The 12,082-nt window shown below is 71.6% G+C and carries 11 protein-coding genes; 10 read left to right on the top strand and 1 reads right to left on the bottom strand.

Features of this window, described 5'->3' with window-relative positions:
* The first annotated feature begins 123 nt into the window (after positions 1–123).
* The 9 genes from ACWCQM_RS01225 (at position 124) to cimA (ending at position 9,783) form a co-directional block, all read left to right on the top strand.
* Entirely contained in the window at positions 124–723 is a 600-nt protein-coding gene (locus tag ACWCQM_RS01225; RefSeq protein WP_450913309.1) for a TetR/AcrR family transcriptional regulator, read from the top strand.
* Between the two features lie 294 nt (positions 724–1,017).
* Complete coding sequence (locus ACWCQM_RS01220; RefSeq protein ID WP_450913308.1) at positions 1,018–1,146, top strand: hypothetical protein; 129 nt, start codon at positions 1,018–1,020, stop codon at positions 1,144–1,146.
* A 92-nt stretch (positions 1,147–1,238) separates the two neighbouring features.
* Complete coding sequence (locus ACWCQM_RS01215; protein WP_450913307.1) at positions 1,239–2,282, top strand: 3-isopropylmalate dehydrogenase; 1,044 nt, start codon at positions 1,239–1,241, stop codon at positions 2,280–2,282.
* A 298-nt stretch (positions 2,283–2,580) separates the two neighbouring features.
* The gene (locus ACWCQM_RS01210; RefSeq protein ID WP_450913306.1) at positions 2,581–3,684 is read left to right on the top strand and encodes a branched-chain amino acid aminotransferase; all 1,104 of its coding nucleotides are present in this window, start codon (positions 2,581–2,583) and stop codon (positions 3,682–3,684) included.
* Between the two features lie 168 nt (positions 3,685–3,852).
* Positions 3,853–4,542 (top strand): urease subunit gamma, encoded by a 690-nt coding sequence (gene ureA, locus ACWCQM_RS01205; RefSeq protein WP_450913305.1) that lies wholly within the window; start codon positions 3,853–3,855, stop codon positions 4,540–4,542.
* Complete coding sequence (locus tag ACWCQM_RS01200; protein WP_450913304.1) at positions 4,542–6,224, top strand: urease subunit alpha; 1,683 nt, start codon at positions 4,542–4,544, stop codon at positions 6,222–6,224. Before ureA ends, ACWCQM_RS01200 begins: the two co-directional genes overlap by 1 nt.
* A 7-nt stretch (positions 6,225–6,231) precedes the next feature.
* Entirely contained in the window at positions 6,232–7,248 is a 1,017-nt protein-coding gene (locus tag ACWCQM_RS01195) for an agmatine deiminase family protein (protein WP_450913303.1), read from the top strand.
* Between the two features lie 4 nt (positions 7,249–7,252).
* Entirely contained in the window at positions 7,253–7,897 is a 645-nt protein-coding gene (locus ACWCQM_RS01190) for a TetR/AcrR family transcriptional regulator (protein WP_450913302.1), read from the top strand.
* Positions 7,898–8,175: 278 nt separating this feature from the next.
* Positions 8,176–9,783: a citramalate synthase gene (gene cimA / locus ACWCQM_RS01185; RefSeq protein ID WP_450913301.1), complete on the top strand. Its 1,608-nt coding sequence runs from the start codon at positions 8,176–8,178 to the stop codon at positions 9,781–9,783.
* An 82-nt stretch (positions 9,784–9,865) separates the two neighbouring features.
* Here the strand turns inward: cimA and ACWCQM_RS01180 are convergent, their stop codons facing one another.
* Entirely contained in the window at positions 9,866–10,552 is a 687-nt protein-coding gene (locus tag ACWCQM_RS01180; protein WP_450913300.1) for a hypothetical protein, read from the bottom strand.
* 479 nt (positions 10,553–11,031) lie between these two features.
* On the opposite strand from ACWCQM_RS01180, the gene ACWCQM_RS01175 reads away from it, so the two are divergent.
* Positions 11,032–12,006: a LacI family DNA-binding transcriptional regulator gene (locus ACWCQM_RS01175; protein ID WP_450913299.1), complete on the top strand. Its 975-nt coding sequence runs from the start codon at positions 11,032–11,034 to the stop codon at positions 12,004–12,006.
* Positions 12,007–12,082 lie beyond the last annotated feature (76 nt).

Below are 12,082 nucleotides of genomic sequence, written 5' to 3'. Positions count from 1 at the left end.
CATGGTTCGTCTTCACCATAGAGTCAATACCGACCACCTGGTAAGTATCTCCGGGAGACCGAAGGACAATCCGATGCACCGAACAGCCGGCCGGACCCGAACCGGCGGACCGGGGAGTGGCGAGTGACGGCCGAAGCGCGGCGCGGCTACGCGAAGGGCCGTGCGAAGCGGCGCGAGATCCTCGACCAGGCCATGTCCCTGTTCGGCGAGGCGGGTTACCGGGGCGCGTCGCTCCGGGTGATCGCGACCCGCAGCGGCATCTCGCACACCGGACTGCTGCACCACTTCCCGACCAAGGAGGCGCTGCTGCTCGCGGTCCTGGAGCACCGCGACGAGGTGGACGACGAGTGGCTCTCGCTGGGCGGCACCGCGGGCGTCGAACGGCTGCGCCGGTTCGCCGAGCTGGCGGTGCTGAACTCCACCCGGCGCGGGATAGTCGAGCTGTTCTCGGTCGTCTCCGCCGAGGCCACCGCGGCCGACCACCCCGCGCACGGCTACTTCGTGCGCCGCTACGAGAACTCCGTGGCAGGGGCCCAGCGGGCGTACGCACAGGTGCGCGACGAGGGCGCGCTGCGGGACGGGATCGATCCGGAGGCCGCGGGCAGGCAGCTGATCGCCCTGATGGACGGCCTTCAGGTGCAGTGGCTGCTCAGCGACTGCGCGACGGACATGGCCGGCGTGCTCCGCGCCCATGTGCAGGCCCAGCTCACCGCGGACTTCTGAGCTCTCCGGGGACCCCGTGACGGCCGCCGCCGGCGGGGCTCCTGGACCGCGCCGTCTCAGATAGTAGGAAGTCCGAGTATCTGTAGAGACAGATGGCTCCGCCTGTCCTAGCTTTGTAGGAGCCGAACTACTCGCATGACCAGCGACCGGCGGTCGTGAGCGCGTGCCCCGAAGCAGGCAATCCCTGCGGCATCCGCTCCCCGCCCCTTCCGGCGCCTCGAAATCCCGATCTCGACATCTGTTGTGCGAAGTCCCGATCTCGAAATCCACGCGATCTCAAGGAGTCGATCCGTCATGGCCGAGACCACCGCCCGCCGCGTCCGCCGCGCCCCCCGCTCCGCCGAGCCGGAGCGCAAGAACGCCGCCGCCGCCCTCCAGCGCGCCCTCGACCGCCGGGACAACGGCGGATCGACGGGCCACTGAGCCCGGCGTCCCGCCCCGTGCGCACGCCCTCCGGATGTCCGTATCGTGGACGTCGGATGTCATGGGGTGGGACGGAGGGCTAGGCTGCCCGCATGTCTCGCAGCATCGATCTCGCAGTGATCCCCGGCGACGGTATCGGCCAGGAGGTCGTCACCCAGGGCCTCAAGGTCCTCAACGCTGTTCTCCCGCAGGATGTGAAGCTGGAGACCAAGGAGTACGACCTCGGCGCCCAGCGATGGCACCGCACCGGTGAGACCCTTCCCGACGCGGAGCTCGAAGCCCTCAAGGGCCACGACGCCATCCTGCTCGGAGCGATCGGCGACCCGTCCGTCCCGTCCGGTGTCCTGGAGCGCGGTCTGCTGCTGAAGCTCCGCTTCGCCTTCGACCACTTCATCAATCTGCGGCCGTCGAAGCTCTTCCCGAACACCGCGACGCCGCTGGCCGGCCGTCCCGAGATCGACTTCGTCGTCGTCCGCGAGGGCACCGAGGGCCCGTACACGGGCAACGGCGGTTCCCTGCGCACCGGCACGGAGCACGAGGTCGCCACCGAGGTCAGCGTCAACACGGCCTACGGTGTCGAGCGCGTCGTGCGTGACGCCTTCGCGCGTGCCGCCGCGCGCCCCCGCAAGAAGCTGACGCTGGTCCACAAGAACAACGTCCTCGTGTACGCCGGCCACCTGTGGAAGAACACCTTCGACAAGGTCGCCGAGGAGTTCCCCGAGGTCACCACCGACTACATCCACGTCGACGCCGCGACGATCTTCTTCGTCACCCAGCCCGAGCGCTTCGACGTCATCGTCACCGACAACCTCTTCGGTGACATCCTCACCGACCTCGCCGCTGCCGTGACCGGCGGCATCGGCCTGGCCGCGTCCGGCAACATCAACCCGACGGGCGCCTTCCCGTCCATGTTCGAGCCGGTGCACGGCACCGCGCCCGACATCGCGGGCCAGGGCAAGGCCGACCCGACGGCCACGGTCCTCTCCGTCGCCCTCCTGCTGCGTCACCTCGGTTACGAGGCCGAGGCCGTGCGCATCGAGGAGGCCGTCTCCGCCGACCTCGCGGAGCGTGACGGACAGAGCGCGCGCACCACCGACGAGATCGGCGACGCGCTCGCGGTACGAGTAGCGAGCTGACCCGACGTCTCCACTTCGAAGCCGCCGGGTCGCACATCGCACCCGGCGGCTTCTCCTCGCGGTCCCCGGGTGCCACCATCGACCCCTGGACCGCGTTCTCGCGACGCCGTGCGCGTCACCGTGAACGACATCTCGCATTCACACCATTTCGTACAGGGCCGCCCCCGGGAGATAATCGAACGCGGGGCCGCGGCTCGCGGCAGAGCTCGGACGTCCTACAAAACGTCCGGCCGCTGCCGGGCGCGAACGGGCGTGAGCGCGGTCCATCACACACAAGACCGGTGAAGGACACGCACTCATGACGACGCCCACGATCGAGCTCAAGCCCTCCTCGAACCCGCTGTCCGACGCGGAGCGCGAGGCGATCCTGGCCAGCCCCGGCTTCGGCCGCTACTTCACCGATCACATGGTGACCATCAGCTGGACCGAGGGCCGCGGCTGGCACGACGCCCAGCTCGTCCCCTACGGTCCGCTGTCGATGGACCCGGCCAACATGACCCTCCACTACGCGCAGGAGATCTTCGAGGGCCTCAAGGCCTACCGGCAGCCCGACGGCACGGTCGCCACCTTCCGCCCCGAGGCCAACGCCGCCCGCTTCCAGCGCTCCGCCGCCCGCCTCGCGATGCCCGAACTGCCGGTCGAGACCTTCATCGAGGCCTGTGACGTCCTGGTCCAGCAGGACGAGGCATGGGTCCCGGCGCACGGTGGCGAGGAGTCCCTCTACCTGCGCCCGTTCATGATCGCCTCCGAGGTCGGTCTCGGCGTCCGCCCGGCCAACCAGTACCTCTTCCTGGTCATCGCCTCGCCCGCCGGCGCCTACTTCCCGGGCGGCGTGAAGCCGGTCTCCATCTGGCTCTCCCAGGACCGGGTCCGCGCCGTTCCCGGCGGCATGGGTGACGCCAAGACCGGCGGCAACTACGCCGCGTCCCTGCTCGCCCAGGCCGAGGCCGCCGCGCAGGGCTGCGACCAGGTCGCCTACCTCGACGCCGTCGAGCACAAGTGGGTCGAGGAGCTGGGCGGAATGAACCTCTACTTCGTGTACGGGCAGGAGGACGGCAGCAAGCGGATCGTCACCCCCTCCCTCACCGGTTCGCTGCTCGCCGGTGTCACCCGTGACTCCCTCCTCACCGTCGCCCGCGACCTCGGTTACACCTCCGAGGAGGGCCGCGTCTCCATCGACCAGTGGCGCGCGGACACCGAGAACGGCAGCCTCACCGAGGTCTTCGCCTGCGGCACCGCCGCCGTGATCACCCCCGTCGGCACCGTGAAGTCCGCGGACGGCGAGTGGACGCAGGGCGACGGCACGCCCGGCGAGGTCACCCTCAAGCTGCGCGAGCGCCTGCTGGACATCCAGCGCGGTATCGCCGAGGACACCCACGGCTGGATGCACGAGCTCGGCTAGTCACCGCATCCGTACGGCGAAGGCCGCGCCCCCACGGCGGTTTCCAGGGGCGCGGCCTTCGGCGTTCCCGGGGCCCGCTCCCGCCCGTTCCCGGGCCCGCCCGCCCCGAGTTTTGAGCGCCGCTCAAAACCTGGTTAGAGTGCTGCTCCAACCAGGAGGTGCGGTGACGTGCGACTGACCCCGACCGAACGCGACCGGCTGCTGCTCTTCGGCGCCGCCGAGCTGGCCAGGGCCCGGCGTGCCCGTGGCCTGCGGCTCAACGTCCCCGAGGCGACCGCCCTGATCGCGGACACCGTCTGCGAGGCGGCCAGGGACGGCCGCAGGCTGGCCGAGGCGGTCGAGGCCGCCCGTGCCGTGCTGGGGCCGGACGATGTGCTGCCCGGTGTCGCCGACGTCGTCACCGAGGTCCAGGTGGAGGCCGTCTTCGACGACGGCTCCCGGCTCGCCGTCGTCAGCGCCCTCTTCGGCGGCTCCACGCTCGGTGACGAGGCCCCCGGAGCGCTGCTCCCGGGTCCCGCCACGCCCGAGCCGGAGCCCGCCGTGCGGCTCACCGTCCGTAACACCGCGACCGTCCCGGTCAGCGTGACGTCCCACTTCCACTTCTTCGAGGCCAACCCCCGGCTCGACTTCGACCGCGCGGCGGCGTACGGCATGCGGCTGAGCGTGCCGGCCGGCTCCTCCGTCCGCTTCGGCCCGGGGGAGAGCGCCGAAGCGGCGCTCGTGCCCATCGGCGGGGACCGGGTCGCGATCGGGTTCGCCGGGCTCGTCGACGGCCCGCTGGACGCGCCGGGCGCCAGGGCGGAGGCCCTGCGCAGAGCGGCGGCCTGCGGCTACCTCGGGGCGGGGGAGGAGAGCTGATGGACCCGTACGAGTACGCCTCCGTGCACGGGCCGCGCGCCGGGGACCGGGTCAAGCTCGGCGACTCCGGGCTGACCGTGCGCGTGGAGTCCGACTCCCAGCGGCAGGGCGACGAATTCCTCGCCGGCTTCGGCAAGACGGCCCGCGACGGCCTGCACCTCAAGGCGGCGGCGGTCCGGGAGACCTGCGACGTCGTCATCAGCAACGTGCTGGTCATCGACGCCGTGCTGGGCATCCGCAAGGTCTCCGTCGGCATCCGCGAGGGCCGCATCTCCGCGATCGGCAGGGCGGGCAACCCGGACACCCTCGACGGGGTCGACGTGGTCGTCGGCACGGGCACGACCATCGTCTCGGGCGAGGGACTGATCGCCACCGCCGGAGCGGTCGACCCCCACGTCCATCTGCTCTCGCCGCGCATCATGGAGGCGTCCCTCGCCTCGGGCGTCACCACGATCATCGGCCAGGAGTTCGGCCCGGTCTGGGGGGTCGGCGTCAACTCCCCGTGGGCCCTGCGCCACGCGTTCAACGCCTTCGACGCCTGGCCCGTCAACATCGGCTTCCTGGGCCGTGGTTCGTCCTCCCGCGCGGCGCCGCTGGTCGAGGCGCTCGCCGAGGGAGGGGCCTGCGGCTTCAAGGTCCACGAGGACATGGGCGCCCACACCCGCGCCCTGGACACCGCGCTGAGGGTCGCCGAGGAGTACGACGTCCAGGTCGCCCTGCACAGCGACGGCCTGAACGAGTGCCTCTCCGTCGAGGACACCCTGAGCGTGCTCGAAGGCCGCACGATCCACGCCTTCCACATCGAGGGCTGCGGCGGCGGGCACGTCCCCAACGTCCTGAAGATGGCTGGCGTTCCGAACGTCATCGGCTCCTCCACCAACCCCACGCTCCCCTTCGGCCGCGACGCGGTCGCCGAGCACTACGGGATGATCGTCTCCGTCCACGACCTCAAGACCGATCTGCCCGGTGACGCCGCCATGGCCCGCGACCGGATCAGGGCCGGGACCATGGGCGCCGAGGACGTGCTGCACGACCTGGGAGCCATCGGCATCACCTCGTCCGACGCCCAGGGCATGGGCCGGGCCGGGGAGACCGTGCGCCGCACCTTCGCCATGGCCGCGAAGATGAAGGCCGAGCTCGGCCCGATGGAGGGAGACGGCCCCGGCGACGACAACGCCCGGGTGCTGCGCTACATCGCCAAGCTCACCGTCAACCCCGCCATCGCCCACGGCATCGCGCACGAGGTCGGCTCCATCGAGACGGGCAAGCTCGCCGACATCGTGCTCTGGCGCCCCGAGTTCTTCGGAGCGAAGCCCCAGCTGGTCCTGAAGTCCGGCTTTCCCGCGTACGGCGTCACCGGCGACCCCAACGCCGCCACGGACACCTGCGAACCCCTGGTCCTCGGACCGCAGTTCGGTGCGTACGGGGCGACGGCCGCCGATCTCTCCGTGGCCTTCGTCGCGGAGGCCGCCACCCAGCTCGGCTCCGACCTGATGCCCACCCGCCGCCGCAGGGTCGCGGTCCGGGGCACACGCGGCATCGGCCCCGCGGACCTGCGCCTCAACTCCCGTACGGGACAGGTAGCCGTGGACGGCGACACCGGGCTGGTCACCCTCGACGGCGACCCGCTGCGCTCACCGGCGGCCGAGTCCGTCAGCCTCAACCGCCTCTACTTCCTCTAGGACCGCCATGACCTTCCGCATGCCGCCCGAATGGGCCCCGCACGAGCGCACCTGGATGGCCTGGCCGGGCCCCAACCCCACCTTCGCCGACGGGGAGGAGCTGGAGGAGGCGCGCCGCGCCTGGGCCGCCGTCGCCCGCGCCGTACGCCGCTTCGAGCCCGTCACCGTGGTCGTGGGCCCCGGCCAGGAGGACAGCGCCCGCGAGCTCCTCGGCCCGGACATCGAGACCGCCGTACGCCCCCTCGACGACGCCTGGATGCGCGACATCGGCCCCACCTTCGTCACCGACGGCCGCCGGCTCGCCGCCGTGGACTGGACCTTCAACGGCTGGGGCGCACAGAGCTGGGCCCGCTGGGAGCACGACCGGCACATCGCGCGCGGCGTCGCCGAGCTGGCCGGGGTCCCCGTGCACGGCTCACCGCTGGTCAACGAGGGCGGGGCCATCCACGTCGACGGCGAGGGCACCGTCCTGCTCACCGAGACCGTGCAGCTGGGCGAGGAGCGCAACCCCGGCTGGACCCGGCAGGCCGTCGAGGACGAGATCCACGCCCGGCTCGGCACCGAGAAGGCCATCTGGCTGCCGCGCGGGCTGGCCGGGGACTACGGCACGTACGGCACCCTCGGGCACGTCGACATCGTCGCCGCCTTCGCCCGTCCTGGTGTCGTCGTCGCCCATGTCCAGCCCGACCCCTCCCACCCGGACCACCTGATCACCCGTGAGACGGTACGCGTCCTGCGCGCCGCCACCGACGCCCGGGGCCGCCCGCTGGAGGTGGTCGAGGTGCCCGCGCCCACGGTGCTCAGGGACGCCGACGGAGCGTGGGTGGACTACTCCTACATCAACCACTACCTCTGCAACGGCGGCGTGGTCCTCTGCGCCTTCGACGACCCGAGGGACCAGGAGGCGGCGGACGTCTTCGGGGAACTGTTCCCGGACCGTACGGTGACGCTCGTCGACGCCCGTACGATCTTTGCCGGCGGTGGAGGCATCCACTGCATCACGCAGCAACAGCCCAGGATCTGACACCGTGCCCCGTACCCCGCGCCGCCGCAACATCGCCCCGCCCCGGGAGGACGTGCTCGCCGCCGTCATGGCCACCGTCGCCGAGCGTGGACTCGACGGGCTGACCATGGCGGGGCTCGGCCGCGAGGTCCACATGAGCAGCGGCCACCTCCTCTACTACTTCCGCACCAAGGACGAACTGCTGCTCCAGACCCTGGAGTGGAGCGAGGCCAGGCTCGGGGCCGAACGCCGGGCCCTGCTCACCGGGCCCGGCACCGCGCGCCGGCGCCTGGGCGCCTACATCGCGCTGTACGTCCCCGACGGCCACCGGGACCCGCACTGGACGCTCTGGCTGGAGGTCTGGAACCGCTCGCAGGACGCCGACGACGACGCGCGCGCCCGGCAGGCCGCGATCGAGGACGCCTGGCACCGCGATCTGGTGGAACTGCTGGCCGACGGCGTCGCCCGCGGGGAGTTCGCAGCCGTCGACCCGGACCGGGCCGCGACCCGCCTGCGGGCGCTGATGGACGGCTTCAGCGTCCATGTCACCGTCGGCATCCCGGGGACCGGGCGGGAGCGGGTCCTCGACGAGATGAGCCGGTACGTGGACGAGACGCTCGGGCACGGGCGTCCCTCCACCGGTGCGACGGACGTCACGCCCGCATCCTGAGACGACCGGGGACCCGGGAGTGCCGCTGTGCCAGACTGCTGCCGTGTCCTCGTTCGCCATGATTATCGGCAGCAGGCGCGCCGGTCCGCAGTGACCGTCCCGTACGACCACGTACGGAACGGACATCGTGCCCCAGACCCGCGCGCAGACCTCTCGCACCCGCGAGGGGTTTTTTCGTTTTCCGGCCCACACCACGGCCGGAGCGAGGCACGCGAGATGATGGGGGCAAGTGGAGCCTAGTCTTCCGGATCCGCTCACCCGACAGGAGTCAGATCAGCATGACCACCAAGGCCACGGCCCCCGACGACACGTTCCATGTCTTCGACACCACGCTGCGCGACGGTGCGCAGCGTGAAGGCATCAACCTGACGGTCGCGGACAAGCTGACCATTGCCCGGCATCTGGACGACTTCGGCGTGGGCTTCATCGAGGGCGGCTGGCCGGGCGCCAACCCCCGCGACACCGAGTTCTTCGCCCGTGCCCGGCAGGAGATCGACTTCCGGCACGCCCGGCTCGTCGCCTTCGGCGCGACCCGCAGGGCGGGCGGCAAGGCCGCCGAGGACCCGCAGGTACAGGCGCTCCTGGACTCCGGCGCCCCGGTGATCACGCTCGTCGCCAAGTCCCACGACCGCCATGTGGAACTGGCCCTGCGCACCACGCTCGAAGAGAACCTGGAGATGGTCCGCGACACCGTCGCGCACCTCACGGAGCAGGGCCGCCGGGTCTTCGTCGACTGCGAGCACTTCTTCGACGGCTACCGCGCCAACGCCGAGTACGCCAAGCAGGTCGTGCGCACGGCGCACGAGGCCGGCGCCGACGTCGTCATCCTCTGCGACACCAACGGGGGCATGCTCCCGGCGCAGGTCCAGGCCGTCGTCTCCACCGTCCTCGCCGACACCGGCGCCCGGCTCGGCATCCACGCCCAGGACGACACGGGCTGTGCCGTCGCCAACACCTTGGCCGCCGTGGACGCGGGCGCCACGCATGTGCAGTGCACCGCCAACGGCTACGGCGAGCGGGTCGGCAACGCCAACCTCTTCCCCGTCGTCGCCGCGCTGGAGCTCAAGTACGGCAAGACCGTCCTGCCCGAGGGCGCGCTTGCCGAGATGACCCGGATCTCCCACGCCATCGCCGAGGTCGTCAACCTCACGCCCTCCACCCACCAGCCGTACGTGGGTGTCTCCGCCTTCGCCCACAAGGCCGGACTGCACGCCTCCGCGATCAAGGTCGACCCCGACCTGTACCAGCACATCGACCCCGAACTCGTGGGCAACACCATGCGGATGCTCGTCTCCGACATGGCGGGCCGCGCCTCGATCGAGCTCAAGGGCAAGGAGCTCGGCATCGACCTGGGCGACGACCGCGCCCTGGTCGGCCGGGTCGTGGAGCGGGTCAAGGAGCGCGAGCTCAAGGGCTACACCTACGAGGCGGCCGACGCCTCCTTCGAACTGCTGCTGCGCGCCGAGGTGGAGGGCAGGCCGCGCCGCTACTTCCGCGTCGAGTCCTGGCGGGCCATCGTCGAGGACCGCCCCGACGGCACCCACGCCAACGAGGCGACCGTGAAGCTCTGGGCGAAGGGTGAGCGGATCGTCGCCACCGCGGAGGGCAACGGCCCGGTCAACGCACTGGACCGGGCGCTCCGCGTCGGCCTGGAGCGGATCTACCCGCAGCTCGCCAAGATGGAGCTGATCGACTACAAGGTCCGCATCCTGGAGGGCCGCACGGGCACCGAGTCCACCACCCGCGTGCTGATCACCACCGGCGACGGGAACGGCGACTGGGCGACGGTCGGCGTGGCCGAGAACGTCATCGCCGCGTCCTGGCAGGCACTGGAGGACGCGTACACCTTCGGCCTGCTGCGGGCCGGGGTGGAGCCGACCGACTGACGGCACCACGACCGGAGCCGCCGTGCCCGGGGCCCGGAATCGCCGCGGCCGGCGGACGGCCCCCCGCCGTCCGCCCCGCAGGTCAGAGCCGCATGTGATCGCCCTGGTCCAGCGGCAGCCAGTCCCAGAAGTTGTGGTCGTCGGCGGGACGGTAGCGGGCCACCCCGGGGGCGTGCGGAATCCGTACGAGCCCGTGCCCGGCGGCCTCCTCGGCCGCCGCCTCGAAGGAGGCCGACACCGGGCCGTGCCAGTAACCGGCGTCGAGCACCGGGTCTCCCGTCGCGTCGTGCGCCGGCTCGACGCAGCACGGCACATAGAGCTGACCGGGGCCGTCCGGAGCAGCGAGCGCCCGCCTCAGGGCCAGCCCCGCCAGCTGGGCGGTCCACGAGCCCCCAGCCTCCGGGGCGGCGTGCGCCAGCATCACGATCAGCGGCAGCGCCCCCACACTCCTCCACGCGTGAGGGAACGCCGTGGCGGGGCCGCCGGTCTCTCCACTGCTCAGGGGCTCGGCGCCCGGCGGACGGGTCAGGCCGCCCGGCCCCTCCTCGCGTACGGGCCGCAGCCGCCAGCCCTCCGCCTTCCCGTCGGCGTTGCCCGCGGCCGCGCCCTCGGCCCACGCCTTCATGAAGCCGGCGACGCGGACGGACGGAGTGGCGGGCACCCCGTCCGGGGAGCCGATCCCCGCGTCGTAACCCGCCTGCCAGCCACGGGCCTCGTGCGACGGGCCGAAGTCGTTCTCCACCCCGAGATGAGGGTTGGTGTGCGGCATGGCCGCCTCCGTGGTCCGCTGCCCCGGGTCGTCCGCGGTGCGGTGCGCCCTTCGCAGTCGCGCACGGATCGGAGGTGCCCCGGGGCGCCGAGTCGTTGCGTGCTCAACACCTGGTGCGAGCCGCACTGTTGGGTCGATCCTCGATGACATCAGTCTAGGCCCGGCCCTTCCCCGTCGCACGTCTTGAAGATCGGGAGCGGTGGACGGTTGCAGGTGTACAGCCGTGCCCGGACCCGCGCTCCGCCGGCCGGCGGCCCGACCCGGGCTTGAGAGAGGTATGCGTTCAAGAGGTGAACGGAAGCGCTTCCGGAGCTGCTTCGATCATGGGTACGGACCAATCTCGGTGTGAAGTGTTGACGCCTCTGTTCCAGCGGGGTTAACTCCAGCCGCAACGCCGGTACCGGTTCCGGTACCGGTTGCGGAACCGGTACCGAAGCCCGTTCCGTACCCCCTGTCCTGCCTTGCCCCTGGAGGCTCCGATGCGCGTCACCATCGCCGATGTCGCCCGTGAGGCCGGCGTCAGCAAGACGACGGTGTCGCGGGTCCTCAACCTCAAGGGCGACGTGGACGGTTCCACGGCCGCCCGCGTTCGTGAAGTGATCGCGGACCTCGGTTACGTACCGAGTTCGGGCGCCGTCGGACTGGCCCGTGGCAGCAGCCGTACGGTCGGGATGCTGGTGCCCTCGCTCACCTGGCCGTGGATGGGTGAAGTGCTCCAGGGGGTCGTCGACACCGTCGAGGCCGCCGACTACGGGCTGCTGCTCTTCACCTGCAACCGGGGTGCCGAGTCCGTCGAACGCTTCACCACCCAGGTGTCGGCGCGCGCCTTCGACGGCCTCGTCGTCGTGGAACCCGAGAACACGCTCGACCAGCTCACCGCGCTGCACAGGTCCGGGCTGCCGATCGTGCTGATCGACGACCGGGGCCACCACCCGGAATTCCCCTCCGTCGTGACCACCAATCACGAGGGGGGCGCGTCCGCCGCCCGCCATCTGCGGGACTCGGGACGCACGAGACCCCTGGTCGTCGCGGGGCCGAAGCACTTCGGCTGCGTACGCGACCGGCTCGCGGGATTCCTCTCCGTCCTGCCCACCGATCTGGTGGTGGACGGGGACTTCACCGAACGCCGGGGCCGTCTCGCCGTCGAGGAACTCCTCGCGTCGGGCACCGAGTTCGACTCCGTCTTCGCGCACAACGACATCAGCGCGGCCGGCGTCCTGCGGGCCCTGCGAGCCGCCGGCCGCCGCGTACCCGACGACATCGCGGTGGTCGGCTTCGACGACATCCCGATGGCCGAACACACCGAACCCCCGCTGACCACCGTGCATCAGCCCACCCGGCAGATGGGCGAGGCGGCGGCCCGCCTGCTGCTCTCCCACCTCGGCGGCACCGCCGTACCGGACGGACCGGTCGTGCTGCCCACCGAACTGGTCGTGCGCCACTCGGCGCCGTAACGGACCCGGCCTCCCCGCCGGTCACCCGCCCGCATCCCCGAAACCGCCGCCACCGGCACCCGCACCACCCGCCCGG

The sequence above is a fragment of the Streptomyces sp. NPDC002125 genome, from assembly GCF_053593715.1.
This window is presented reverse-complemented; position numbering and strand designations above follow the sequence as displayed.

What these genes read in the sequence shown, in the direction of transcription:
- ACWCQM_RS01180 (WP_450913300.1), bottom strand. Translation starts at nt 10,552, where the DNA reads ATGCCGCACACCAACCCTCATCTCGGGGTGGAGAACGACTTCGGCCCG.
- ACWCQM_RS01220 (WP_450913308.1), top strand. Translation starts at nt 1,018, where the DNA reads ATGGCCGAGACCACCGCCCGCCGCGTCCGCCGCGCCCCCCGCTCCGCC.
- ACWCQM_RS01215 (WP_450913307.1), top strand. Translation starts at nt 1,239, where the DNA reads ATGTCTCGCAGCATCGATCTCGCAGTGATCCCCGGCGACGGTATCGGC.
- cimA (WP_450913301.1), top strand. Translation starts at nt 8,176, where the DNA reads ATGACCACCAAGGCCACGGCCCCCGACGACACGTTCCATGTCTTCGAC.
- ACWCQM_RS01210 (WP_450913306.1), top strand. Translation starts at nt 2,581, where the DNA reads ATGACGACGCCCACGATCGAGCTCAAGCCCTCCTCGAACCCGCTGTCC.
- ACWCQM_RS01195 (WP_450913303.1), top strand. Translation starts at nt 6,232, where the DNA reads ATGACCTTCCGCATGCCGCCCGAATGGGCCCCGCACGAGCGCACCTGG.
- ACWCQM_RS01200 (WP_450913304.1), top strand. Translation starts at nt 4,542, where the DNA reads ATGGACCCGTACGAGTACGCCTCCGTGCACGGGCCGCGCGCCGGGGAC.
- ACWCQM_RS01175 (WP_450913299.1), top strand. Translation starts at nt 11,032, where the DNA reads ATGCGCGTCACCATCGCCGATGTCGCCCGTGAGGCCGGCGTCAGCAAG.